This is a genomic window from Acinetobacter sp. ANC_7682 (assembly GCF_056779795.1).
Genome location: NZ_JBWYIQ010000018.1, coordinates 1 through 25127, shown reverse-complemented (window position 1 = coordinate 25127; position 25127 = coordinate 1). Strand labels below are relative to the sequence as shown.

Genomic DNA, 25127 nt, shown 5'->3' with positions numbered 1-25127 from the left:
CAAGCTAATTCAATTAAAAATTTATTTCTAAAATGCCAAATTTATAATTCTAAAGATAAACAATAATTGTTATCATTTACAATGATTACATACACTCACAATTTCTTACTTTTATGAACAGTACAGAATTCGAACTACCAGGCGAGTTAACACTTGGGAATCAAGTAAAAAAAACTCGTAAGACTACTAAATCAGTTTCTATCAGTTATCGCCTGATGGTGCTCTATCGTTTTTTATTGGCGGGTATTGGAGGTTATTTGCTTGCATCCCTCTCTGCTATCGTGATTGCACAAACATTTAGCACATTTCAATCGAGCGCAGCGATGTCAGCAACGCTCATTGCTTTCTGTTTACAGTGTGCAGCGTTTATTTGGGTTTTTATGGTTCACAAAACCAGGAAAGCCACATTGGGCATCGTCTTACCTAGCCTTGCTTTATTTCTCATCTATAAAATCATGGGGAACTAATTCATGAGAAGTGATGCCAAAGCTGAAAGCCCACGTCAGTCTATGTCATGGTTACATACTTGGGCTAGTTTGATACTAGGATGGTTGCTGTATGCCATCTTTGTAACTGGTACTTTGAGTTTTTTCCAAGCAGAAATCAGTACATGGATGAAGCCCGAGTATCACCAATCGATTCCAAGCCAATCTCAACTCGAGCAGACGCAAGTGGCTCTGCAATATTTGCAGAATAATCATGCTGATGCAGGGAGCTGGGGAATTCAATTACCCAATGCTCGTCAAAATTACACCACACTGAATATCCGGAGTGTCGGAGAAGATCCCAATGCTCGTCGCGGTGGTAAACGTGTGACGATTGACAGTGCCACAGGTGAAGTATTAGAAGCCCGTGAAACCCGTGGGGGTAGTTTTCTGTATCGTTTCCATTTTGAATTATACGGAATGCCACGTATATGGTCACGTTGGATTGTGGGCATAGCAACCATGTTTATGCTTGTTGCAATTATTAGTGGCATCATCACCCATAAGAAAATCCTTAAAGATTTCTTTACCTTTAGAACAGGTAAAGGACAGCGTTCTTGGTTAGACGCACATAATGCAACAGCTGTATTCGCACTTCCCTTTCATATCATGATCACTTTTAGTGGTTTACTTTTATTATTGTTTACCATCATGCCGTGGGGGGTACAGCAAATTTATGACAATCGTGGCGCCTTTCTACAAGACCAACGAAAATCCTTAATTCAAAATCCAGCAGAACCACAAGGGCAGACTCGTACTGATCAACCGCAAGGAAATCAGCGCTCGATGATGAATGCGCGTACAGAAATTGAGGCTCGTGGTACGCAGTCAGCATCAAATGAACATACTAACAAAATGGATGGTGAGAGAAAGAATCGAGGTGAAAGTCGACGTACGCGCAACCAAGATCGAAAAGCTGAACCTGCACCACTTACAGATATTGCTCCGATCCTCACTCAAGCTGAAGCGAAGTGGAAAAACAATCCGATTGGTTCGATCACAATTAAAGCACCAAATACATCGAAGGCGACCATTGAGTTACGTGCTTTACACGGCGCAAGTATCGCTCATCGTGGCGTATATGAAACTTTAGACTTCAATGGTGTGACAGGTCAAAACATTACAGATGATTCCACTCAACTCAAAAATCCTTCTATTCCCAATGGCATTTACAATGTTGCCACTGTTCTACATGAAGCACGAGGAGTTGATTTAGCCTTACGTTGGATACTCTTTTTTTCTGGTATCGTTGGCACGCTAATGGTCGCAACAGGATTAATTTTATGGTGCGTCAAACGTGCACCTCAACAAGCGAAACAAGGTTATAAATCCTTTGGGTATCGTACGGTCGAGATTACCAACATCGCTGCGATTATCGGCTTACCTATTGCTTGTGCAGCTTATTTTTATGCAAACCGTTTTATCCCTGCCAACATGGAAATGCGTTTAAACTGGGAAATCCGTACATTCTTTATTGTGTGGCTCTTCACACTTGTTTATGCTGTTTTTCGCACCCATCGCCAAGCTTGGCTTGAATTACTGGGTCTCGCTACCCTGCTTTTCGCTTTACTTCCGCTTGTAAACTTTATCACAGGTGGTCAACCTTTATGGCGTTCTATAGCTCACGGTCAATGGGTTATCGCTTCGTTCGATCTGGCGATGCTAGTTTTAGCAGTGGTTTTTTATTTTGCACTTTACAAAGTTCAAAATCATCAAGGAACTCCATTAAAAAAGAGTCAAGTTTTACCTAAGGTAGAGGGGTAATCACCATGAGCTTTTTTCTCCTCATTTGGGCAGTTTGTACTTTAGGTTTTATAGGTTTAGCCAGTGCAATGCAAAAGCATCAAAAACAAATTTTTGGTCAAACATTGAGTGCTAAACACCAGAAAATAGCCTCAATGGTTGGATGGGGATTCCTGTCGTTAGGGCTTATCCTCTGCATGAGCAAAGGACAAGTCAGTAATATGATGAGTTATTGGATTGGTGTACTGACATTCGCTGCGCTTTTTGTTGCACTTTGTCTGACCTATTTTGAGTCACAAATGAAAAAAATCATTTTGGGCGTATCCTTTATTGGATTCATCAGCTTGATCTTCCTCATCATTTAAATACTCTACTTGATAAAAAAACCGACCAATATTTCATTTAAATATGGGTCGGTTTTTTTCTTCTTAAATTAGCTTTAAACGTGAATCACGCTGAAGTTCTAGCAATTCAAACGTATAATCAACCTCATTTATTATGGCGGTTAAGGATCGGCACGCATGGAACTTCGACATTTGAAATATTTCGTCTCAGTTGCCGAAGAACTTAATTTTACGCGTGCTGCAGAAAAACTTTTTATAGCGCAGCCCTCTTTAAGCCAGCAAATTAAAGACCTTGAAGCGGAATTAGGTACATCCCTGCTGATTCGTAAAAGCAGAAGCTTATCGCTCACAGAGGAAGGAGAAACTTTTTTAAAAGATGCTCGACATATATTGAAACTTGCTCAAGAGGCCAAACACAAGATTCAAATTATGGCGAATACCAAGAAAAATAAATTAAATATTGGTTTTTTACCTGTGGCAGAAATGAAAATTTTTCCTTATGTCATGCCTATTATTCGTGCACAACAGCCTGATTTAGATATTCAATTTCATAGTTTGAGCTGTGTACATCAAATCCAAGCACTTCGTGATCAAAAAATTGATGTCGCATTCACTCGCCAATGTATCGATGATGAGCATATTGCCTCTATCGAATTGTTCAGTGAGCCTCTGATCTTGCTGATTCCTCGTCATTCAGGCCATGCGCATTTAGACTGTATTTCAAAACAGGATTTAATTGCCCAAAAATTTATCATGAGCGAGGAAACTGCCTCACCGATTTTGTTCCATAAAATTCAAAACATTTTTGAAGCTCTAAATACATCTATTCAAGTTGCTCAATACTCGAGTAACATTTTAATGAATATTAATCTTGTAGCGATGCAAGTCGGTTGGACCATTGTTCCAAAATATGTTGAAAGCTTACTCAGTGAAAATGTCTTAATTAAGTCAACTGAAATCGATTTACCGAATATCAGCTTATATTTGAGTTTCAGAAAACAAGATCAAAGTAAGCATTTGCAAACTGTGAAAAATATTCTAAGCCAACACTTTCATTGTCATATTTTTTAAAACTTTGAACGCTATTTTAAAAATAAAAAACCTGCAAATTTGCAGGTTTTCTTTTAGATTAGTCTTAAACTTTTTGATTAAACGCCAAGTTTATCAAACAGTTTTTGACTGAGCTCTTCGCTCGTCTGAGGAATACTTAAGCCAACGACAAATTTATCTGGTCTTAAAAATGCCATCGAGTATTGAGTACGACCAAACCATGCTCGAATCGCATGCTCCGTATCCCCAAGTGTCAATATTTCATCATCATGAGCATCAGTATTCAATTGTTCAGGTGGAACGACTTTAATAAATTTCACACCCAATGCTTTCCATTTTTGAATACTTTTTGGTGTGAGTCCCCAAGTCGGATCTACTCCCCAAGCAATAATAGCAAAGCCTTGACCAATAAAATCATCCAGTAATTTCACATGACCTGTGCTATCTTGCATTTTAGGTTGAATAAACATTTTACCGATTGGTGATGTCTTATTGACCTGTCCAACCAAAATACCAGATTTATATTGTGGCATTGGCTTAAAGCGCATTTCCAACAAATATTGTTTAACTGGTTTAATGTAATTTAGGACATATGAAATAGCATCACGCGCAGTACCTTGCCATTTTTTAGGCGGAGCTAGCACATGGCCTGCTGTAACAGATAAATCAATCATCGCTTTGGCATGATCATGACGCTCTTCTTGATAAGAATCTAGAACTTTAGCATCTACTTTACCTTGTACGACCATAGCCAGTTTCCAAGATAAATTGAACGCATCACGCATTCCACTGTTATAACCCTGTCCCTGCCATACTGGCATAATGTGCGCTGCATCTCCCGCAAGTAAGATACGCCCTTCTTTAAATCTACTGGCAATACGTGCATTATGGGTATAAACACGATTTCGGATCACATCGATATTTTCAGTGTTTGGTAATACTTTGGATAATAGTTTAGCCATGTTTTCAGGTTGACTCAGTTGCTCTTGCGTCTCCCCTGGCATCACCATAAATTCAAAACGACGGATACCATGTGGTAAAGCCGCTGACACATATGGACGTACTGGATCACAACATAAGTAAATATGTGGTGTCGCCAATGGATCGTTTGCAATATCGACAACAATCCATTGGTTTGGTGCAGTTTTACCTTCAAAAGGAATATTCAACATACGGCGAACGTAGCTATTACCGCCATCACATGCCACAAGATACTTTGCAGTTATATATTCAATTGTTTTATCTTTATTTTGGATTTGAACTTCAACTTGATCTTCAGTCTGCTTAAAACTTTGGAGTTGACGAGAAAAAAGTACTTCCACATCGTCAAAACGTTCTAAACCTTCCAATAATTCTGCATCAACATAAGGTTGTACGAATGCGTTACGACGAGGGAAACCAAACTCACGTGTTTTAGGTTGAATATCTGCAAAACAACGGCCTGAAGGCGTAAGAAAACGCATCGCATGATCGGGAGTGGTATGCGGCAATACTTTGTTGATCAAGCCAATCGATTGCATTGTTCTTAGAGATTCATCATCAATACCAATTGCACGAGGATAATCAATCAATTGATCGAGCTGTTCAATCACTTTTACTTTTAAGCCCGCAAGGCCAAGGCCGTTCGCCATCGTTAAACCGACTGGGCCCGCACCAAGTACGATCACATCTGCTGAATAAGTGTTGGTCTGTGACATGGTCAATCTCCTCTAATATTCGCATTAGAGAGGATTTTCAGCATAGGAAAAAGTTATGCTAAGGTCTTATGAAATTTAAGAAATTGTCACTTTTACTTCAATTCCATCAAAAAACCTTAATTTATGTCGCCCATCTATAGCTTTTACCTATAGTTAAATTTGTAATTCATCTACAAAATATCTTAGTAAATAGGCTCGAACCATACTACTCAAGCTTTGAATCGGTTTTGCAGTATAATAAGGGAACAACTTTAATATTTTTTGCTTCGCTTTGAAGCCATGGAATCCCACTATGACTAAACGTGTTACCGTCCCGATTGCTCTCGAAAATCGTGCTCATGCAGGTAATGCCGCTGCTCAATTTGAACTTGCTGAACTTTATATGACGAGTGAACACGATGAAGACATTGCGCTTGCAGAAGAATGGGCTTTACGTGCTGGTCAATTGGGTCATGTCGAAGCGATGTACTGGTTAGGGGAAGGTTATACCCATTATGCGAAAGAAGTTTTAGAAGAAGATCCTGAGGATGCAAAACTAAACTTTGAGTACGGTTTTAACTGGCTCACGCAAGCAAGTAAACATCAACATGCTGCTGCGATTTTAGAGCTCGCAGGTTATTACCGTCGTGGTAATGTGGTCGAAAAAGATGTACAAAAATCTGTTGAATTGGTGACTCAATCCGCTGAACTTGGTGACACTCAAGCAATGCGTGATTTATCTGCCATCTATGCACATGGTTTAGGTGTGGATGTCAACGAGGAAAAAGCTAATTATTGGCAGGAAAAGGCTCAATCAAGCACTTAAGATAAATCTCGTTTTTTTTGTCTCAAAAGCCTTCATGATTGAAGGCTTTTTATTGAGCTACTTTAGATCTTTTTAAAATATAACACACCTTAAAATAGCAACACACTATAAGATAGTGACTTACTTTTAGATATTAATTAACTTCAGCGATGATGGCTTGTCTACAGATCCCGTCTACTGCCCTTTGCTGTTCAAATACTTTTTTAGGCATTGGTTCAAAGCTATCAAAAAAGCAGATTTCTTCTTCATTGATGTCATATACCAATGAATGATTACCAATGCCATCTAAAGTATCGTAATACACGATCACGAACTTATTGGCATCAAATGCGATTTGAATATCTTGATAGCTGATTGCGGGAGATATTTTTAGCACAAGTTTTTCAGCTTCTAAATAACTTAGCTTTTCTTGCTCTTGAAGTGCATTGTCTTCATCTGTGGTAAATTCCACATCTAAGCCAAATTTTTTAAGTCCCACCGCTAGACCGATCGTGGTCGTTCCATCACCTTCTACATAACCACAGACTTCTTTTAGTTGTTCAATATCTGGGTCTAACCCAAGATGTTGAAAGAGCATCCATACGGCGTAAATGCCAGCATTGGCTTCGAGGTTAACTAGTTCTTCAGGGATATTAGATGACATATAAATTTCTAAATTGATTTTTAAGCATATTATTATTCTTTTTCAGGATTGTTCCAACATCCTGAACTTTCACTGTCAAAAAATATAATATCGATATCCTTTTTATACTTTTTTAACTTATTGATAAAATCATGCTTATTCTTATCGAAACTCTGTCTTCTTGTGCTAATCGCGATGGATATGTCAGTTTTCGTATATTTCTCGAATAAACTCTTCAAAATATGATCATCACTTTCGCTTAATGACCAACCATATATCACTAAATTAGAATTGTAATTGAAAATATTCGGTATAACCTCTTTATAAACAAAACTTAAGTATGGGCTTCTTAGTATTTGTTTTTCTTTTTCAGACTGATACCCCTCACAAATAAACAAAGGAATATTATCTCGATTCCATTTTTGAACTATTCTCTCAAGAGCTTCAGCATCTCCCTTTTTCTTTTTTCAAGTTTAATTTCCTGCCCATATTTATTTTTAAAAAAAATTAAATTTCCATGTGGATAAAATACTAAAGTGACGTTATCTATCCCTTTGGATGGATTTCTTAGAAATTTTGTATCTGCTTTAAAATTTTGATAAATCCAACCATCTCTAAATTCATGTTTATCTTTTTTCTCATTATTTCCATACATTACCAACCAATACAAAATTAAGTCATAATTTAATGAAAGAATCGTCTTGAATTGAGAGGTGAACTTATAAAGATCTTCGACACTCAGTTGAATTTTTGTATAATCACAATGAATTGCATTCACACTTTTAATTAGAGCATTTCGTATATCAGAGTAAGTTTTTTCAATTAGGATGTTTTCAAATCCTAAACATTGATTAATAATTTTGGTATGCCATAAATATTCTAATATTAACTCAAAATTTCCGTTCTGCTTCTTATCAAAATTATCAAATAATTTTACTATATTTTCATCCTCAAATAATTTTTCCATAGTTGCAAGCTCTTTAAGCTTTTTGTAATTGAAGCCTTCATGGAGGGCTATACTTGCCCCATTTCCTAAAATTAATGTTGCTCCAACGAATTGATCTTTAATTTCACTCCATTCTTTAAGCTCATAATTATTAATATTTGACATTCAATTATCTCAAAAATTCTTCTTAAACAGATATTAACCAATTTCAGATTGGAACTAAAACTAAATCCAAGTACAATACTCCGCTAGTCGAGGGATGCTGCGACGTTTTACAAGTACAAAATGTAAAAGCGCCAGGCTCGACGATCGGTCAATCTGCTCAGATCGACCAACAACGGCATCCGCGAACATAATGATCAATTTTTGTTTTTTATAAGGAGATCGTGATGAACGCGGTTAATGCTTCATTTACAGATTATAAAGTTGCCGATATTTCACTTGCTGACTACGGCCGTAAAGAAATCAAACTTGCAGAAGCTGAAATGCCAGCCCTTATGGGTCTGCGTAAGCGTTACTCTGCGGCTAAACCGCTTGCTGGTGCTAAAATTTTGGGTTGTATCCACATGACAATCCAAACAGCTGTTCTTATCGAAACTTTGGTAGAGCTTGGTGCTGAAGTTCGTTGGACATCTTGCAACATTTTCTCAACTCAAGACCACGCTGCGGCAGCTATTGCAGCTTCTGGTGTTCCAGTATTTGCTTGGAAAGGCGAAACTGAAGAAGAATACATGTGGTGTCTTGAACAACAAATTAATGTAAATGGTACGCCTTGGGATGCCAACATGATTCTGGACGACGGCGGTGATTTAACTGCACTTGTTCATGAAAAATACCCAGAAGTACTCGCAAAAATCCACGGTATTACTGAAGAAACAACAACAGGTGTTCAACGTCTTCTCGAAATGTGGAAAGACGGTTCATTGAAAGTACCTGCGATCAACGTAAATGACTCAGTAACTAAATCTAAAAATGACAACAAATACGGTTGCCGTCACTCTCTAAACGATGCCATCAAACGTGCAACTGATATGCTGTTATCTGGTCGTCGTGCGCTTGTAATTGGTTACGGTGACGTAGGTAAAGGCTCTGCACAATCACTTCGCCAAGAAGGCATGATCGTACGTGTTTCTGAAATCGATCCTATCTGTGCAATGCAAGCCTGTATGGACGGTTACGAAGTAGTTTCTCCATACAAAAATGGCGTACAAACAGGTAAAAAAGAAGACGTTAACGCTGACCTTCTTCAAAATACTGACTTAATCGTAACAACGACTGGTAACTACCACGTTTGTGACGCTGCAATGCTTGATACATTAAAAGCAGGTGCAGTAGTTTGTAATATCGGTCACTTTGACACTGAAATCGATACCAACTACTTACGTGGTTATAAGTGGGTTGAAGTTAAACCACAAGTTCACCAAGTATATCGTTCAGAAAATGAAAATGATTACCTCATTCTTCTTTCTGAAGGTCGCTTAGTAAATCTTGGTAATGCAACTGGTCACCCATCACGCGTGATGGACGGTTCTTTTGCAAACCAAGTTTTAGGTCAAATGCACTTGTTCGCAGAGAAATTTGCTGATCTTCCTGAAGATCAAAAACAAGCAGCGATTCGTGTTGAACTTCTTCCTAAGAAATTAGATGAAGAAGTTGCTGCAGCAATGGTTGCAGGTTTCGGTGGTGTTCTGACTCAATTAACTCAAGAACAAGCGGACTACCTTGGGGTTGCTGTTGAAGGTCCATTCAAATCTGACGCTTATAAATACTAATCTTTGAACAAGCAGGCTGAACAGCCTGCTTTTCTTTGAATTCTATTTTGCAGAAATAAGTACAAAGGATTTGAACATGTCTAAACAGATTCCAATTTCTTTTGAGTTTTTCCCAACCAAAACTGATGCAGGTGCGGAAAAACTTAAGGTTGTTCACCAAGAACTGCAGTTGCTGAATCCAGAGTTTTTCTCTGTGACTTATGGTGCAGGTGGTTCTACACGTGAACGTACACTTTCGACTTTAGCTGATTTTAATGGCAAAGGCACGCCTGTTGCTCCTCACCTCTCTTGTATTGGTGATAGCAAAGAACGGATCGCTGAACTTTTAGATTTATACAAATCTCAAGGGATTGACCGTATTGTTGCACTCCGTGGTGACTTACCTTCCGGTCAAGTTGGCTTAGGTGAATTACCGTATGCTCAGGATTTAGTACGCTTTATCCGTGAACATTCGGGTGACCACTTCCAGATTGAAGTTGCAGCTTACCCTGAAATGCACCCACAAGCAGATAGCTTTGATTTAGACATTAAACGCTTTTGTGAGAAAGCCAATGCAGGTGCAAATGCAGCCTTAACTCAATTCTTCTTTAATCCAGATGCGTATTTTTACTTTGTAGAGCGCATTCAAAAAGAAGGTGTGAATATTCCTGTGGCACCTGGCATTATGCCAATTACCAATGCAAGCAACTTAATTCGCTTTGCAGATGGTACAGGTGCTGAAATCCCTCGTTGGATTCGTAAGCAACTGGCAGCCTATGGTGATGATACTGCTTCAATTAAAGCCTTTGGTCATGAAGTGATTGTGAAGCTATGTGAACGCCTCATTGCTGGTGGTGCGCCAAGCTTACACTTTTATACGATGAACACCACTGATCCAACTCGTCAACTTGTAAAAGACCTCGGTCTAGCATAAGTCTCCTGACTTCTTTTATCGACAGCTTAGGTTCACCTTATTTGATGTAGGGACTGAAGATAAAAGAAGTTTTTATTTTACCGATTTTAGAGTAATGCAGATGCCTCGTTTTTTTATTGAAGCAGACCTTAATGTAAATACAACAGTTGAACTGACTGAAACTGTATTTCATCATTGGGTCAAAGTTTTACGTGCACAAGTCGGTGAAAAAGCGACCCTGTTTAATGGCCAAGGTGGCGAATATCAAGTTGAATTAACTGAAGCCAATAAAAAAACAGGCTCGGTTCTAGTTCAAGAATTTAACCCAACCAATCGCACACCAAACTTTAATGCCTTACTTGGTCAAGTAATGAGTAAAGGTGACCGCATGGATTATGCTATTCAAAAAGCGGTTGAGTTAGGCGTATCTGAAATTCAACTTCTCACCTCTGAACGTTGCGAAATGCGTTTAAAGTACGACCGTGATCAGAAAAAACTTGATCATTGGCAAGGTGTAGCAATTGCAGCTTGCGAGCAGTGTGGAATGAATATTGTTCCAAAAATATTAGCTCCACTCCCTTTGGCACAATGGTTAAATAGCACACTCCCTGAAACGAAATTAGTCTTAGCCCCCAATAAAGATGAGGTCGATGTGTTAAATGATGCCTCCTCAAATATAGCGCTACTCATTGGTCCAGAAGGTGGATTAAGTGAAGCTGAAATCCAATCTGCAAATCAGCATGGATTTATCAATTGGTGTATTGGTGAACGTGTTTTACGTACAGAAACCGCACCAGTGGTTGCTTTATCGATCTTAAATTACAAATTTTAATAAATATTTTCTCAAAATTCCGTGATTTAACTCACAATAGAATTGATTTTCATCCAATTAGACAGTACTTTAATGAGAAAAGAGTTGTCGCGCTAAATTTATATTTTTTAAGTTCGTACTCAAAAATAATTCAAATAAAGTAGAAAGAAAATTAAGGTATTGCCAGTTATGAGTGAAGTTCAGGGAGAGCATGTTTCCAACTCTGTACTCGATAGCCAGATCAAAAGTGCGACTTCTAATTTGCATTTTTTTTTAGCGTGGGTGCTCTTTGCCTGTATCTATAATCAACTTATTTACTTCTTTTATTTCAAAAGCTTTTCAATACCTTATACCATTTGGCTCATTATATTTACCGCCATTCTTTTAATCTGTATTTGCTTTACCCTCTTTTTTAAAAAATCTAATCAAATTAGTATTTTTAACTTAGACATGTGGGCACAATTGGTTTGCTTAATTACTGGAGCTGGTCTAGCTATTGGTATTTATACCGTATTACAGCTTATCCCCGAACATAATCCAGAAGTCAAAGATATACATATGTTGACTTTAGCTGGGTTAATGTTATCTATTGTTTATACTTTTGCTATTGTATTTTTATCACAGCGTTTACGATACTTCCTTTATGTTTTTTTGCCTTCAGCTTCGGCCATAGTCCTTTCCAATTTCCTTTTTTTAGATAATACTCCTGATGTTTTTAGTTTAATCTTTAATATTTGGTTTGGTGTATTACTTATTTGTGCACTCCTTACCCATAAGATGTACCGCCGTCTTGGAATATTAAATAGTCACAATAAATTCTATCTATCTGAATCTAGAAAACATCTTATGGAGTCATCACTTCTCCAAGACAAGCTAAAAAATGAGATTGAAAAATCCAAAGAAATTGAAAGCCAATTACAAATGCATAATCAATTACTCGAACAAAAAGTAATTGAACGAACCTACGATATTAATAAGATCAACGATCGACTGCAGCACCATCAAGCTAATCTCGATTTTGCGCATGAAACTGCTGGAATTTCATCTTGGCTATGGAATATTGAGAAAAGAACCATTGAAATTTCAGGAATTAAATATGGTAATCAGGTTTTACACTACCAAAGTGCTACTGATCAAATTAACGATTTTATTCACCCAGAAGATCAAGAAAATTATCGTAAAGAGCTCCGTAGACATTTAAGAGGAAATACTGAACGTTTTGAAGCACATTATAGAACTAAAGTAAAAGATCAGTGGTTCTGGATTAAAGATATTGGTCGAGTTATTACACGTGATCCTAAAAATAATAAACCTCTTAAAATGGTGGGTATTTTCCAAGACATTGAGAGTGAAAAAAAAGCACAAGAAAAATTGAAATTAGCTTCGAATGTATTTAATCAAGTGGCCCAAGGAGTTTTCGTTTTAGACAATAACTTGTGTTTTTTAGAAGTTAATCCTTATTTTAGTGAATTGGTCAACATCCCACCGCAGGATATTATCTCAAAACACATCTTTGATATTACCAAATCTTCCACATCCCAACTCAGCCAACATCACGCCGATATAACTCAAACGGTGTTACTCACCGGACAATATGATGCTGAGGTCACAGAAGAATTTATTTCAGGAAAGATATTAACCTTGTGGCTGCATATCAATGCAGTTCGTGATGATAAAAATAGAATTTTAAATTATGTAGGCATCATTTCAGATTTGACTGAACGGAAACAAAATCTTGAAAGAATGGCCTACTTAGAGAATTACGATCTACTTACAGATTTACCTAACCGTGTTTATTTTAATTTACAGTTACACCAGTATCTAATTAGTAAATCTAAAATTCTGAGCCATTTTTCTATTATTCGTCTTAACATTGATCGATTTAGACATTTTAATGAGTTTATTAATCATCAAACTGGAGATGAAGTTCTCAAAGAAGTTTCCCGAAGACTGAAATATACCTGTTCTAAAGCTGTTCTGATTTCATATTTAAATAATGATGACTTTGCTATGATTTACAACTTAAATCATAGTCATTACACGATCCAACAAGTCGTCGATCAGATCCTTGAGGCCTTTGAAATACCCTTTATCATCGATGGGCAAGAACACATGATTCATGTCTCACTGGGTATCGCAATTTACCCCAATCATGGTAGACAAATTGGTAGCTTAAATAGTCACGCGGAAAGCGCTTTAACAGAAGCAAAAAAACTAGGGGGCAGCACAGCCTATTATTATGACAACAAGCCTGAATCCATTTTTGGCAGTGACATTGAGCTCGAAAGAGATTTACGACTTGCTATAAAAAATCAGGACTTAGAAATTTACTATCAACCTAAGATAGAAAGTAAAACGATGCAAGTGAGCGGCTTTGAAGCATTAATCCGCTGGAATCATCCAAAGTATGGCATCATCATGCCAGATCGTTTTATACCGATTGCTGAAATGACTAGTCTGATCTCAGATATCGGAAAATTTGTTATTTTCCAGACATGTAAGCAACTTAAAATATGGCATGAATTAGGATTTGATAAGTTACAAATTTCTATTAATGTCGTGGCGCAACAGATCCATCGTGGGGAATTTCTCAATTTTATTGATCAAGCCGTGCTCAAATACTCACTCAAACCCGAGTTTATAGAGTTTGAACTTACCGAGTCATCATTGTTAGATAAATCATCTCATGTTTTTGATTTGTTAGACCAAATTAAGGATAAAAATTTCTCAATCGCCTTAGATGACTTTGGAACAGGCTATTCTTCACTTGCATATCTTGCCGACTATCCTATTGATACACTCAAGATTGATCGCGCCTTTATTTCAAAGATTGGCACTCGTAAAAATAATGCTATTGTCGATGCAATTATTTCAATGGGTAAAACGATGGGGATGAAATTAGTTGCTGAAGGTGTTGAGGATATCGAGCAAATTGAATATTTAAAAAAACAAGGTTGTGATTATTTCCAAGGTTATTATTTTTCGAGACCATTAAATAGCGCTGATAGCACTCAATTTCTGCAAAATGAATATCAATTCTCAAAAATCAAATAAAGGCTAGACCAAAGTCCTAAATATGTATGAAATTTCGACTTTTAACTGTGATCAATGTGCAACTAGTGGTATATTCGAACCGATATAACCAAAAAACCAGCAAGGCTGGAACATTGTAATAACTGGGATTCAGATGGACGATCAATCTTTAAAACAGCAAGCACTCTATTACCACGAATTTCCAACGCCAGGAAAAATCAGCGTTACTCCGAGTAAGCAACTCGTCAACCAACATGATCTAGCATTAGCATATTCCCCAGGTGTTGCAGTGCCATGTTTGGAAATTGAAAAAGACCCTTCTAAAGCAGCGCTTTATACTGCACGTGGTAACTTAGTCGCAGTCGTCAGTAATGGTACTGCAGTACTCGGTTTGGGTAATATTGGTCCCCTCGCCTCTAAACCAGTGATGGAAGGTAAAGGCGTCCTGTTTAAAAAGTTTGCAGGCGTTGATGTTTTCGATATCGAAATTGCAGAAAACGATCCAGATAAAATCGTAGATATTGTTGCTGCTCTTGAACCGACTTTCGGCGGTATTAACCTCGAGGACATTAAAGCTCCAGAATGTTTCTATATTGAACAGAAACTTCGCGAGCGTATGAATATCCCAGTTTTTCATGATGATCAGCATGGAACATCAATTATTGTAGGTTCAGCGCTTTTAAATGCTTTGCAATTGAACGGCAAAAAAATTGAAGATATCAAGATCGTCGCTTCTGGAGCAGGTGCTGCGGCACTATCATGTCTAGATCTTCTTTGTGCGCTTGGTGCTAAAAAAGAAAATATCATTGTTGCTGACTCTCGTGGACTCTTAACAAAAAAACGTGAAGGTTTAGACGAGTCTAAAAAACGCTATGTTCAAGATATCGAAGGTTCTCAGATTGGCGACGTAATTGCTGGTGCAGATATGTTCCTTGGTCTATCAGCTGCGGGTATTTTGACTAAAGAAATGGTCAAAGTCATGGCGAAGGATCCAATTATCTTCGCGCTTGCTAATCCAGATCCTGAAATTCTGCCTGAACATGCACATGAAGTTCGTGATGATGTCATCATGGCGACGGGTCGTTCAGACTATCCGAACCAAGTGAATAATGCGCTTTGCTTCCCATATATCTTCCGTGGTGCACTTGATGTAGGTGCAACAACCATTAACGAAGAAATGAAGATTGCATGTGTACACGCAATTGCTCGTATGGCACATGTAGAAGCTGATGCTGCATCTTATGGTGAAAAATCTGCATCATTTGGACGTGATTACCTAATTCCACGCCCACTAGATCAACGCTTGATTCTTGAGATTGCACCTGCTGTTGCAAAAGCTGCGATGGATTCTGGTGTAGCGACTCGTCCAATCCAAGATTTCTCCGTGTATCATCAGCGTCTTTCTGAGTTCGTTTACAACTCAGCATTTATGATGAAACCAATTTTTGCTCAAGCGAAAACTGATCCTAAACGTATTGCTTATGCGGAAGGTGAAGATCTTCGTGTTCTTCGTGCTGTTCAAATTGCAGTAGACGAAGGCCTGGCAAAACCGATCTTGGTGGGTCGTACTGCTGTGATCGAAGCGAATATTAAGAAATTAGGTTTACGTTTAGAAAATGGTGTGAATATCACTATCGTTGATCAAGAAACAAATCCTGATTACGAAAAGTTTGCTGATGATTACTATAATCTGATGATGCGTAAAGGGGTAACACCTGAGTATGCACAACGTGAATCACGTCGTCGTTCGACCCTGATTGCAGCGATGTTAGTACGCCACGGCTTAGCAGATGGTATGCTATGTGGTACGTATTCTAGCTACGATATTCATTTAGATTTCGTGAGTAATGTCATTGGTTTAAAAGAAGGTCATAACACTTTCTTTACCTTAAATGCGTTGATGCTCGAAGATCGCAACTTGTTCATTGCAGATACATACATCAATCGTAATCCTACGGCTGAACAGCTTGCTGAAATGACTATTTTAGCAGCAGAAGAAGTCCGTCGTTTCGGTATTACTCCACGTGTAGCATTGTTGTCGCACTCAAGTTTTGGTTCTGACCAGACTGATCCTAGCGCTCAAAAAATGCGTAAAGTGTATGAAATTCTTTCTGAAATCGCACCTGAACTTGAAGTTGAAGGTGAAATGCATGCAGATGCAGCACTTGATGAAAATATCCGTAGCTTTGCATTCCCGAACTCGCGCTTCAAAGGTTCTGCGAATCTATTGATTATGCCGAATTTAGATGCTGCAAATATTTCATTCAACCTGTTGAAGTCAACTTCAGGAAATAATGTAACAATTGGTCCAATCTTATTAGGTGCGGCTAAGCCAGTTCATATCTTAACACCAACAGCAACTACGCGCCGTGTTGTGAATATGACTGCATTAACTGTTGCAGAAATTCAAGAAGAGGAAAAAAACGCGCTCTAATCCTTTATTTAGGGCACGTTTTGTGACTTGAGAAAACCTCTATTCTGATGCATGATGGTGCTAAGAATAGAGGTTTTTTATGCAAGTTTATTTAGTAGGCGGCGCAGTACGAGATCAGTTGCTCGGACACCCCTATCACGAAAAAGATTATGTCGTTGTCGGTGCAACACCAGAACAACTTTTAAACCAAGGGTTCCAACCTGTTGGTAAAGATTTTCCTGTATTTCTACATCCCGAAACTAAAGATGAATACGCCCTCGCTCGTACTGAGCGTAAATCTGGGCATGGTTATCATGGCTTTGAATTTTTTACCGATCCCTCGGTAACCCTTGAAGATGATTTAATTCGTCGTGATTTGACCATAAATGCAATGGCCATGAATGAAGATGGTGAGTTGTTCGACCCTTATCATGGTTATCAAGATTTGAATCAACGCATTTTACGTCACGTTTCTGATGCATTTGCAGAGGATCCACTACGAGTATTGCGTGTTGCCCGTTTTGCAGCTCGCTATCATCAGTATGGTTTTAAAGTAGCTGAAGAAACCATAGCCTTAATGAAAAATTTGGCTGATTCTGGTGAATTGCAAGCACTTACACCTGAACGTGTTTGGAAAGAAACTTCCCGTGCTTTAATGGAACGTGATGCTGATATTTACTTTGAAGTCCTTCGTCAGTGTGATTCTCTCAAAATCCTCTTTCCAGAAATCGAAGCATTATTTGGTGTACCACAACGTCCTGAATACCATCCTGAAATTGACTGTGGTATTCATACCTTGATGTCATTACAACAAGCTTGTAAAGCAGACTACTCGATGGATGTACGCTTCGCAGTATTAGTGCATGATCTGGGTAAAGCACTCACGCCTAAAGATGAGTTACCTCGCCATATCATGCATGAGGAACGTGGTGTTCAGCCGGTGACTGATTTATGTGAACGTCTTAAAGTTCCGACCCAAACCAAACAATTGGCAATTGCGGTGTGCAAAGAACATCTTAAATGCCATCAGGCGTTTACATTAAAACCAGGAACACTTTGGCGTCTATTACAACGTTTAGATGTATTACGCCGTCCTGAACGTGTTGAGGCTTTTGTACAAGCATGTGAATGTGATGCCAAAGGTCGCTTAGGTCTCGAAGACCGTGAATATCCTCAAGCAAAATATGTATTAGATGCGGTACAGATTGTTCGTTCAATTAAAGCATCTGATTTACCGCCTGAGATCAAAGGCCCTGATATTGGTGAAATGCTGATACAAAAAAGAATCGAGGCTTTGGCAACGCACCGAGAAAAACATCAATCCTTGGTAAACGCATAATATTTACCTCCTGAAACTCAGGAGGTAATCGTATTTTAAAAGAATGATTGTTGAAAATATTTAAAAGAATCAATCATTGGTTTAATGATTGAAGCCACTAATAGTAGCGCCATACTGTAATTGAAAATTTTTAGATGCTGTGGCGTACGCACCAAAGTTTGTAATTTTTCTCCGAGTATTCCCCAAGCTCCCGTGCATGGAATACAGACTAACCCAAACACAACACCCAAAATGATATACCAATAAAATTCACTGCCTGCAGCTAAATAAGTCGTCACCGCGCCCATTGCCATAATCCAAGCTTTTGGATTGACCCATTGAAATAATGCAGCTTGCAAAAAAGTAATGGGTTTCGCTTGAGTTTTATCTAATTCAACTGAGCCTGATTGAGCAATCTTAATAGCTAAATAGATTAAATAAGCAATACCGATCAACTTTAGAATTTCGTAAACCAATTGATTTTGACTCAGTAATGTACCAATTCCTAAACCAACCAAAATCACCATGACCCCAAAACCGATCGCTACACCTAAAATGTGTCCATAAGTCGCACGGAGTCCAAAGTTCACTCCTGAGGTTGCGACCATCAAATTGTTAGGTCCAGGTGTTATGGATGTCACAATTGTATAAATTACAAAAGATAAAAATATAGAAAAAGACATATCGTCGCCTATGATTATTGTTTTAAATCTTCACGTTGAAAAAATGAATCAAATCCAATATTAAAAGATAAAATATTAAATTTATCTAAACAAAATACATGAAAGATTAAATTATTTAAACATAGTTCAATTCATACTTATAAATCATGTTTCAATAGCCATGACAATACTGATTAAACCTGTAAATTTAAACCATGATGTTGCAGCGATCGCTGAATTGACTACCCAAATCGGCTATCCAACTCAAACAGAAGTTATGAAAGAACGTTTGATGAGGTTGCAAGCCCAGGAGCGTTATACAACCCTAGTATTTATCGACCATGGACAAGTTGTCGCATATATTGGTTTTGTTGAAGAAATATCATGTGAATGTGCTGATCCGTATTTTCGCATTCTAGTACTCATTGTAGATCAGGCGCATCGCGATAAAGGGATTGGTCAAAAACTGTTGGCTCACGTTGAACATATAGCCAGTCAACAAGGTATTCAAAAATTGTGGTCAGTAGTGGTAATCGTGCTGAAGATTACCTGCACATCAGTTTTATTTAAATCACGGTTTTAAAGCGTATAGCACAACATTTGTCAAAATATTAACTCCTCAAGATCGTCCTTTATCCTGAAGAGAAAAATCTTATGAGCGATCAGCAGGAAATGTAATCACTTGCTCTAGTTTCATTTTCTCTGTTGCCACCATCAGTAAACGATCGATCCCCAATGCGATACCTGAGCATTCTGGCATTTTAGGCAATGCTGCTAAGAGATTTTCATCTATTGGCATAACATCTAAGCCTAATTTTTCACGTTCAGCATTATCGGCTTCAAAACGGGAACGCAATACATCTGCATCAATCAACTCATCATAAGCATTTGCTAACTCTAAGCCCTCAATGTAAAGCTCAAAACGTGCTGCAACCAATTCCCCATCTTCATCAACTCGAGTTTTTGCAAGAGAAGCAAGTTCTGGTGGAAAATCCGTTAAAAATACAGGTGTATCAAAACCTAAGCTCGGTTCCACCATATGCGAAAATAACAGGTCGATATATCCTAGACGATCATCACCCAGATCTAGATTTAACCCAACACGATTACAACAATCCTTTAATTCCTCTAATGTGGATTTAAGTGGATTAAAATCTAAGCGATCTATAAATGCATGTTTATAACTTAAAATCGTAGGTCGCACTTCGCCAAAACGATGTGCCAAAGTGACATTGAGTAAATCTGTAACTTCAAACATCAAGTCTTTGAGACTAAAATCAGGTCTATACCACTCAAGCATGGTAAATTCACTGTTATGTTTACGGCCATGTTCATCATCACGAAAAACTTTACAGATTTGATAAATTGGCCCTACTCCTGCTGCCAACAGTCGTTTCATGGCAAATTCTGGTGAAGTTTGAAGATAGTGCTTTTTCAAATGACCATGTACATGACGGCTTGCCTCAACTGACGCCAAGTGGACATCAGTTACTCCAGCATGAGATAAAATTGGAGTTTCAACTTCCAAAACATCACGTTCTAAAAAAAATTGGCGAATCTGTTGATACATCCTCGCTCTGGCTTTCATGGCAGCAAAATCGCAAGTTGGTAGATAGCTCAGAGAGTCAGTCATGCCTGAGGCCCTCCATGAGCAGCCCATTCACGGCGTAATGGATAAGTTTTGCGTAATTGATCAAATGAGGCTTGATCTACTTTCCCATCTTTGAGGCATGCTCTTAAGTTCTGATCATCTCTAAATATATCGTAGATATGGTTTAATTGAGTTTTCAGCGTGTGCTTGAGATCACTATTGTTAAAATATTGTTCACATGTAGGCAATTGGGTTTCGAACTGTTTTGAAGGTTGATGGCCGAAATGCTGACAAAAAGCATCATAAATCATCTGGGTACCACGCGCTTTACCCTCAAGACTATACCCCGCAATATGAGGTGTCACCAATTGCACAAGATCCAGTAACTCTTCCGTAATGACTGGTTCATGCTCAAAGACATCTAGTACAACTTTACGACCTGTTGCTCGAATATCTGCAATCAAAGCCTGTTCTTCAATGACTGGACCACGGGCAGAATTAATTAAAATTGTAGATGGTTTAAGCTTTTTTAAGGTCTCAGCATTAAACATATGTCGGGTTGCATGCATCCCTGAAGTGGTTAATGGCACATGGATAGAAATTGCATCTGCTTTCGAGAAAACTTCATCTAAAGTGACTTGCTGAATATTTTTTCTTTGTACAAAAGGATCAACCCCGATGACGTTCCATCCCAATAGTTTCGCCATATGTGCGAGTCGAGAACCGACATTACCCAGTCCAATAATGGCTAAAGTGAAATCTTGTTCTGCATCTAGCAAATGAGGATTTAGAGCTAATAACGCAGTAATAACATATTCAGAAACAGCTTGGGCATTACATCCTGCAGCATTTGACCATTGAATATTTTGCTGTTCAATTGCTGGAATGTCCAAATGATCTGTTCCGATCGTTGCACTACCCACAAAGGTTAATGCAGTATTTTGAATGAGCGCAGAATTCACTTTCGTCACAGAACGTACTAATAAGGCTTCAGCATTGACCACATCTTCATGCTTTAAGGTACGACCAGCTTTATTATCAATATCGCCAAATTCTGAAAAGAAATAATCTGTGAATGCCAGATTTTCATCTGCAACGATTTTCATGAGCCTACCCATCAAGATTTTAGCATTATGATAACGCTTCTGTGAGGGTTAGGCTATGTGGCTCGCAGCTTGAGCGACTGACTACCAACCACATAGCATCATTCCTAAAATCAATCTAAATAGAACGTTTTTAAAGGTGGATAACCATTAAATTCGACCGAAGCATAAGAGGTTGTATAAGCTCCAGTACTTAACCAATAAAGTCGATCTCCAATGCTCAAGTTTTTAGGTAACTGATAAGGCACTTTTTCATACATGATATCTGTTGAATCACAGGTCGGTCCTGCAAGCACAACACTTGAATGTTCATGTGCTGAATGCATTTTAGGTGTATATATAGGATATTTGATCATTTCACCTAAAGTTTCAATTAGTCCATTAAAGACGCCCACATCCGTATAGACCCATCGTTTATCATCATGTGCTGATTTATTGGCGATAAGAACAATCTCTGAAACAATCACACCAGCATTACCCACCAACGATCTGCCTGGCTCCAAAAATAATATCACCTGATCATCAAAGTGTTCATCAAGATAGCGTTGAATCTCGTGCGCATAACTTTGAATACTGTCAACATCAGCTAAGTAATGTGCTGGGAAACCACCACCCAAATTGATTAATTGTAAACTGATACCGTATTGGTCTTTCAAAGTATTAAATATTTGCTTCACTACCGTTAAAGCTGAACGCCATACAGTGACATCACGTTGCTGACTACCGACATGGAATGACACGCCAAAGGGTATTAAACCCAATTGTCTAGCTTTCACCATTAAATCAACCGCCATATCTGGGTGGCATCCAAATTTACGTGAAAGTGGCCAATCTGCTGTACCTCCCGACTCTACCATTGCCCTGACAAAGACTTTAGAGTTCGGTGCGAATTCGGCAATTTGTGCGAGATCTGCTTCCGCATCGGTAACAAATAAACGGATTCCTTTTCGGTAAGCGTATTCAACGTCTGAAGCTTTTTTAATAGTATTACCGTATGAAATACGATCTGGATGAATTCCACATTCAAGCGCTTTGTCTAACTCATAAATTGATGCAACATCAAAATATGAGCCAAGTTGATCAAGTTTATGAATAATTTCACGACCTGGATTTGCTTTCACTGCATAATAAATATGGGCTTTTGGAAAGCTATTTTGCAACTCAATAAATTGAGTTTGCACTTGATCTAAATCAACAACTAAAAAAGGGCTTTGCTTTGTTTCGGCAAAATTTTGGATTTTTTTCCATTGTTGATCAGAATAGTATTTTTCTAATTGCATGTAAGATCCACTCACGTTAGCGAATAATTTAACGAAAATGGCCTTTGGCTATAAGTACTTTGGCTAGGGCCGTTGATTGTGCATGTGTTGATTCTCAAGGTATGCACATTAGTCTTACATCAATCTCTATTCAATTTAAGACGATCACTCCATTCATTCAACGTTGGCTCCTCCACCAGATCTTGAAATTCAATTTGAAAGCCTTTTTCACGTAGCAATCCAACCAGCGTCATAAGACTGACTGAATCAAGTCCTAACATAAATAAATTATCTTCCTGCTGAATTTCATCTACAGGTAAATTCAATTGATGTGCGACCATATTTTTTAACTCAAGCATGCTTAATTCATTCATGATCATTGCCCCTGACCTAAGGCGTTAATCACAGTCTGAGTATCCATGACTTTTGCACAGCGCCCAGTCGCATACTTTAGTGCAAGATCATGTTCTTCTCGGCTAAAATCCGCCAAGGCATCACCCACCATAAACGCTTGAATATCCAGCATAAATGCTTCCGCAGCTGTTAATAAGCAACCAATATGGGCATATACTCCACAAATCACTAATTGATCGCGATTGGCTTTTTTGATTTGCTGCTCAAAATCACTTTTTTTAAATGCGCTATAGCGCCATTTTGTCAGCACGGTGTCTTCATTTTTTGGTTGAAGTGGATCAATAATTTTGGTCAATGCTGGATCAGCTGACAAACCTTTACCCCAAAAATCCGTTAATAGTTGACGATGTTCTGGCGTCTGATCTCCAGGTTGTGCGGTGTAATACACTGGAATTCCTAGTGCATGTGCCTGATCAATAAGAGCTTTACAATTTCGGATTAATGTCGGAATGGGCGCTTGGGTTTGATCATAGAAATCTAAAAAATATTGCTGAACATCATGTACCAATAAAACCGACCGTGACGCATCTAAAGTCCAATCAACTTTGTTAACTGGAAAATCTTGAGCAGATGGCATGGGATAACTTGCAATACGTGGGATTGCCATATTTTATTTCCTTAGTTAAATCGTGTCTTCGGTGAGGCGTTTTCTGAGTTGTTTCTTGTCGATTTTGCCCAATGCCGTATAAGGCATTTCTTCAATAAATTCGATGCGATCTGGGATCTTATAGGTCGCCAGACCGTATGCTTGAACGAATTGTCTAATTTGCATTTTCAGCCTTGTTTCTGATGCATCTTGGTTGTTAGGTCGCCATTGAATAAATGCACAACTTTTTTCTCCTAACATTGGATCTGGTTGTGCAACCAAGGCGGACAAGATGATTTGTTGGTGTTGATTTAAAACCTGTTCGACTTCTTCCGTCGCGATTTTTTCACCGCCACGATTAATTTGTTCCTTACTTCGCCCTTCAACAATAATATTGCCTTCTGGCGTTAATCGAACTAAATCACCAGTGCGATAAAATCCATCTAAGGTAAAAGCACTTCGATTATGTTCTGAAGCCCGATAATAACCTCTAATGGTATAAGGGCCGCGAGTTAAAAGATGCCCCACCTCACCCAATGGCAGCTCGTGATCCTCCTCATCGACGATTTTTATTTCATCATCTGGACTTATACGGGAACCTTGGGTACCTATAATGACTTCTTTCGGATCATCGTAACGCGTGTAATTCACCAAGCCTTCTGCCATACCAAATACTTGTTGTAATCGGCATTGGTATTGATCAATCAACTTTTCAGCTAAAGCATCTGGCAACCTTGCTCCACCGACCTGTAAGGTCGTTAATTTTTTAAAAATATTTGTTGCGCCATTTTGAACAGCTTCAGCCCATGTTGCTGCTAATGCAGGGACAAGAGCAACATGCGTGATATTGTGCGATTCAATGAGTGGAAATACAGTTTGGGGAGAAGGATCTTTCGCTAAAATAAGTGTTCCACCTGCATAAAATAGCCCCAATGAACCAGCCGAACTCATACTGAAATTATGTGCTACTGGAAGCACCATAAGCATACGGCTTTCTGTATCAAGTTCACAAATATCTGCACTGGCACGAACACTATACAAATAGTCATCATGTGTTCTTGGTATAAGTTTTGGTGTGCCAGTACTGCCCCCTGAAAGTTGAAAAAAAGCCACATGGCGAGCCGTTAATTTGGGCTTTGAAACCATATGATTTTTAAACGATGCAAGATTCGGCCAAGGATCAAAATCGCCTGCATCACCAACGACAATCACTTGCTGTAAAGTCGGACATCTGCGCTGGCACTCTTGCGCTAAGGATCTGTAATCAAAGCCTTGATGCTTATCTGCACAGATATACAATTTAGCATCTGTTTGCTGAATAAAATGACTTACTTCGGCATGACGGTGTGCTGGTAAACTCATCACTGGTCGCATCCCTATCCGCAAAGCTGCAAAATAAGCAATAAAAAACTCTGCTATATTTGGCATTTGAATCACAATAGCATCTGCCAGCCCATAGCCTTGTTTAGTCAAGAAGACTGCAAATTGTTCCTCTGTACACGACAAAAATAGATAACTCATTGAAATAATGTCACAATAATTGTTTTCTAACGACGAATACTATGACACATCTCAATGAGT

General features: G+C 38.5%; 23 protein-coding genes. 12 read left to right on the top strand and 11 right to left on the bottom strand.

The genetic code is table 11. The features are described 5' to 3' along the window. The first annotated feature begins 113 nt into the window (after window positions 1–113). The 4 genes from AC1M9D_RS08595 to AC1M9D_RS08580 all read left to right on the top strand — a co-directional run bounded on the left by AC1M9D_RS08595 (window position 114) and on the right by AC1M9D_RS08580 (window position 3643). A complete protein-coding gene (locus AC1M9D_RS08595; protein WP_481611946.1) occupies window positions 114–467 on the top strand; it encodes a hypothetical protein in 354 nt (117 codons plus the stop codon). A gap of 3 nt (window positions 468–470) precedes the next feature. Next, window positions 471–2249 carry a PepSY-associated TM helix domain-containing protein gene (locus AC1M9D_RS08590; RefSeq protein WP_481611945.1) on the top strand — a complete coding sequence of 593 codons (1779 nt, stop codon included), beginning with the start codon at window positions 471–473 and terminating at the stop codon, window positions 2247–2249. A gap of 5 nt (window positions 2250–2254) precedes the next feature. Beyond that, window positions 2255–2593, top strand: a complete 339-nt coding sequence (locus AC1M9D_RS08585) for a DUF3325 domain-containing protein (protein ID WP_481588494.1) — start codon at window positions 2255–2257, stop codon at window positions 2591–2593. Window positions 2594–2749: 156 nt separating this feature from the next. Beyond that, window positions 2750–3643 carry a LysR substrate-binding domain-containing protein gene (locus tag AC1M9D_RS08580; protein WP_481610707.1) on the top strand — a complete coding sequence of 298 codons (894 nt, stop codon included), beginning with the start codon at window positions 2750–2752 and terminating at the stop codon, window positions 3641–3643. A 77-nt stretch (window positions 3644–3720) separates the two neighbouring features. Here the strand turns inward: AC1M9D_RS08580 and AC1M9D_RS08575 are convergent, their stop codons facing one another. Next, on the bottom strand, window positions 3721–5319 hold the full coding sequence (locus tag AC1M9D_RS08575) for a bifunctional 3-(3-hydroxy-phenyl)propionate/3-hydroxycinnamic acid hydroxylase (protein WP_481611944.1): 1599 nt from the start codon (window positions 5317–5319) through the stop codon (window positions 3721–3723). 292 nt (window positions 5320–5611) lie between these two features. Between AC1M9D_RS08575 and AC1M9D_RS08570 the strand changes: the two genes are divergently transcribed. Further along, window positions 5612–6124, top strand: a complete 513-nt coding sequence (locus tag AC1M9D_RS08570; protein ID WP_481611943.1) for a tetratricopeptide repeat protein — start codon at window positions 5612–5614, stop codon at window positions 6122–6124. Window positions 6125–6257: 133 nt separating this feature from the next. Here AC1M9D_RS08570 and AC1M9D_RS08565 read toward each other — a convergent pair whose 3' ends face one another. Genes AC1M9D_RS08565 through AC1M9D_RS08555 form a run of 3 tightly spaced genes read right to left on the bottom strand, consistent with a single transcriptional unit; the run spans window position 6258 to window position 7857 of the window. After that, window positions 6258–6767 (bottom strand): cysteine peptidase family C39 domain-containing protein, encoded by a 510-nt coding sequence (locus tag AC1M9D_RS08565; RefSeq protein WP_481611942.1) that lies wholly within the window; start codon window positions 6765–6767, stop codon window positions 6258–6260. A 32-nt stretch (window positions 6768–6799) separates the two neighbouring features. Continuing rightward, on the bottom strand, window positions 6800–7144 hold the full coding sequence (locus AC1M9D_RS08560; protein WP_481611941.1) for a DUF4917 family protein: 345 nt from the start codon (window positions 7142–7144) through the stop codon (window positions 6800–6802). Window positions 7145–7173: 29 nt separating this feature from the next. After that, entirely contained in the window at window positions 7174–7857 is a 684-nt protein-coding gene (locus AC1M9D_RS08555; RefSeq protein ID WP_481611940.1) for a DUF4917 family protein, read from the bottom strand. Between the two features lie 224 nt (window positions 7858–8081). Here AC1M9D_RS08555 and ahcY point away from each other — a divergent pair, with 224 nt between their 5' ends. From ahcY to AC1M9D_RS08525, 6 genes are all read left to right on the top strand, one after another. Beyond that, entirely contained in the window at window positions 8082–9464 is a 1383-nt protein-coding gene (gene ahcY / locus AC1M9D_RS08550) for an adenosylhomocysteinase (protein ID WP_481588499.1), read from the top strand. A gap of 76 nt (window positions 9465–9540) precedes the next feature. Next, the gene (metF, locus tag AC1M9D_RS08545) at window positions 9541–10377 is read left to right on the top strand and encodes a methylenetetrahydrofolate reductase [NAD(P)H] (protein ID WP_035266512.1); all 837 of its coding nucleotides are present in this window, start codon (window positions 9541–9543) and stop codon (window positions 10375–10377) included. Window positions 10378–10477: 100 nt separating this feature from the next. Continuing rightward, window positions 10478–11188, top strand: a complete 711-nt coding sequence (locus tag AC1M9D_RS08540; protein ID WP_481589727.1) for a 16S rRNA (uracil(1498)-N(3))-methyltransferase — start codon at window positions 10478–10480, stop codon at window positions 11186–11188. Window positions 11189–11356: 168 nt separating this feature from the next. Beyond that, window positions 11357–14221, top strand: coding sequence for an EAL domain-containing protein (locus AC1M9D_RS08535; protein WP_481609397.1), 2865 nt, complete (start codon window positions 11357–11359; stop codon window positions 14219–14221). A gap of 133 nt (window positions 14222–14354) precedes the next feature. Next, on the top strand, window positions 14355–16634 hold the full coding sequence (locus AC1M9D_RS08530) for an NADP-dependent malic enzyme (RefSeq protein WP_481591306.1): 2280 nt from the start codon (window positions 14355–14357) through the stop codon (window positions 16632–16634). Window positions 16635–16713: 79 nt separating this feature from the next. Then, a complete protein-coding gene (locus AC1M9D_RS08525; RefSeq protein ID WP_481611939.1) occupies window positions 16714–17952 on the top strand; it encodes a multifunctional CCA addition/repair protein in 1239 nt (412 codons plus the stop codon). Between the two features lie 35 nt (window positions 17953–17987). Here AC1M9D_RS08525 and AC1M9D_RS08520 read toward each other — a convergent pair whose 3' ends face one another. After that, window positions 17988–18614, bottom strand: coding sequence for a LysE family translocator (locus AC1M9D_RS08520; protein ID WP_481589723.1), 627 nt, complete (start codon window positions 18612–18614; stop codon window positions 17988–17990). A gap of 160 nt (window positions 18615–18774) precedes the next feature. Here AC1M9D_RS08520 and AC1M9D_RS08515 point away from each other — a divergent pair, with 160 nt between their 5' ends. Further along, window positions 18775–19176, top strand: a complete 402-nt coding sequence (locus tag AC1M9D_RS08515) for an N-acetyltransferase family protein (protein ID WP_481611938.1) — start codon at window positions 18775–18777, stop codon at window positions 19174–19176. 69 nt (window positions 19177–19245) lie between these two features. Here AC1M9D_RS08515 and epmA read toward each other — a convergent pair whose 3' ends face one another. The 6 genes from epmA to AC1M9D_RS08485 form a co-directional block, all read right to left on the bottom strand. Further along, window positions 19246–20226 carry an EF-P lysine aminoacylase EpmA gene (epmA, locus tag AC1M9D_RS08510; RefSeq protein WP_481588506.1) on the bottom strand — a complete coding sequence of 327 codons (981 nt, stop codon included), beginning with the start codon at window positions 20224–20226 and terminating at the stop codon, window positions 19246–19248. After that, window positions 20223–21290, bottom strand: coding sequence for a 4-phosphoerythronate dehydrogenase (locus AC1M9D_RS08505; RefSeq protein ID WP_481611937.1), 1068 nt, complete (start codon window positions 21288–21290; stop codon window positions 20223–20225). Before AC1M9D_RS08505 ends, epmA begins: the two co-directional genes overlap by 4 nt. A gap of 110 nt (window positions 21291–21400) precedes the next feature. Then, window positions 21401–22567: a type III PLP-dependent enzyme gene (locus tag AC1M9D_RS08500; RefSeq protein WP_481588508.1), complete on the bottom strand. Its 1167-nt coding sequence runs from the start codon at window positions 22565–22567 to the stop codon at window positions 21401–21403. 119 nt (window positions 22568–22686) lie between these two features. Further along, the gene (locus AC1M9D_RS08495; RefSeq protein ID WP_228133240.1) at window positions 22687–22920 is read right to left on the bottom strand and encodes a phosphopantetheine-binding protein; all 234 of its coding nucleotides are present in this window, start codon (window positions 22918–22920) and stop codon (window positions 22687–22689) included. Between the two features lie 2 nt (window positions 22921–22922). Next, window positions 22923–23567 carry an isochorismatase family protein gene (locus tag AC1M9D_RS08490; protein ID WP_481611936.1) on the bottom strand — a complete coding sequence of 215 codons (645 nt, stop codon included), beginning with the start codon at window positions 23565–23567 and terminating at the stop codon, window positions 22923–22925. Between the two features lie 15 nt (window positions 23568–23582). After that, the gene (locus AC1M9D_RS08485) at window positions 23583–25067 is read right to left on the bottom strand and encodes a (2,3-dihydroxybenzoyl)adenylate synthase (RefSeq protein WP_481611935.1); all 1485 of its coding nucleotides are present in this window, start codon (window positions 25065–25067) and stop codon (window positions 23583–23585) included. Window positions 25068–25127 lie beyond the last annotated feature (60 nt).

Excerpts from the sequence above, each read along its gene's own strand:
- AC1M9D_RS08595 (WP_481611946.1), top strand. The coding sequence starts at position 114 with ATGAACAGTACAGAATTCGAACTACCAGGCGAGTTAACACTTGGGAAT.
- AC1M9D_RS08500 (WP_481588508.1), bottom strand. The coding sequence starts at position 22,567 with ATGCAATTAGAAAAATACTATTCTGATCAACAATGGAAAAAAATCCAA.
- AC1M9D_RS08570 (WP_481611943.1), top strand. The coding sequence starts at position 5,612 with ATGACTAAACGTGTTACCGTCCCGATTGCTCTCGAAAATCGTGCTCAT.
- AC1M9D_RS08585 (WP_481588494.1), top strand. The coding sequence starts at position 2,255 with ATGAGCTTTTTTCTCCTCATTTGGGCAGTTTGTACTTTAGGTTTTATA.
- epmA (WP_481588506.1), bottom strand. The coding sequence starts at position 20,226 with ATGACTGACTCTCTGAGCTATCTACCAACTTGCGATTTTGCTGCCATG.
- AC1M9D_RS08495 (WP_228133240.1), bottom strand. The coding sequence starts at position 22,920 with ATGAATGAATTAAGCATGCTTGAGTTAAAAAATATGGTCGCACATCAA.
- AC1M9D_RS08590 (WP_481611945.1), top strand. The coding sequence starts at position 471 with ATGAGAAGTGATGCCAAAGCTGAAAGCCCACGTCAGTCTATGTCATGG.
- AC1M9D_RS08530 (WP_481591306.1), top strand. The coding sequence starts at position 14,355 with ATGGACGATCAATCTTTAAAACAGCAAGCACTCTATTACCACGAATTT.
- AC1M9D_RS08520 (WP_481589723.1), bottom strand. The coding sequence starts at position 18,614 with ATGTCTTTTTCTATATTTTTATCTTTTGTAATTTATACAATTGTGACA.
- AC1M9D_RS08485 (WP_481611935.1), bottom strand. The coding sequence starts at position 25,067 with ATGAGTTATCTATTTTTGTCGTGTACAGAGGAACAATTTGCAGTCTTC.
- AC1M9D_RS08525 (WP_481611939.1), top strand. The coding sequence starts at position 16,714 with ATGCAAGTTTATTTAGTAGGCGGCGCAGTACGAGATCAGTTGCTCGGA.
- AC1M9D_RS08575 (WP_481611944.1), bottom strand. The coding sequence starts at position 5,319 with ATGTCACAGACCAACACTTATTCAGCAGATGTGATCGTACTTGGTGCG.
- AC1M9D_RS08505 (WP_481611937.1), bottom strand. The coding sequence starts at position 21,290 with ATGAAAATCGTTGCAGATGAAAATCTGGCATTCACAGATTATTTCTTT.
- metF (WP_035266512.1), top strand. The coding sequence starts at position 9,541 with ATGTCTAAACAGATTCCAATTTCTTTTGAGTTTTTCCCAACCAAAACT.
- AC1M9D_RS08535 (WP_481609397.1), top strand. The coding sequence starts at position 11,357 with ATGAGTGAAGTTCAGGGAGAGCATGTTTCCAACTCTGTACTCGATAGC.
- AC1M9D_RS08565 (WP_481611942.1), bottom strand. The coding sequence starts at position 6,767 with ATGTCATCTAATATCCCTGAAGAACTAGTTAACCTCGAAGCCAATGCT.
- AC1M9D_RS08540 (WP_481589727.1), top strand. The coding sequence starts at position 10,478 with ATGCCTCGTTTTTTTATTGAAGCAGACCTTAATGTAAATACAACAGTT.
- AC1M9D_RS08490 (WP_481611936.1), bottom strand. The coding sequence starts at position 23,567 with ATGGCAATCCCACGTATTGCAAGTTATCCCATGCCATCTGCTCAAGAT.
- AC1M9D_RS08580 (WP_481610707.1), top strand. The coding sequence starts at position 2,750 with ATGGAACTTCGACATTTGAAATATTTCGTCTCAGTTGCCGAAGAACTT.
- AC1M9D_RS08515 (WP_481611938.1), top strand. The coding sequence starts at position 18,775 with ATGACAATACTGATTAAACCTGTAAATTTAAACCATGATGTTGCAGCG.
- AC1M9D_RS08555 (WP_481611940.1), bottom strand. The coding sequence starts at position 7,857 with ATGTCAAATATTAATAATTATGAGCTTAAAGAATGGAGTGAAATTAAA.
- ahcY (WP_481588499.1), top strand. The coding sequence starts at position 8,082 with ATGAACGCGGTTAATGCTTCATTTACAGATTATAAAGTTGCCGATATT.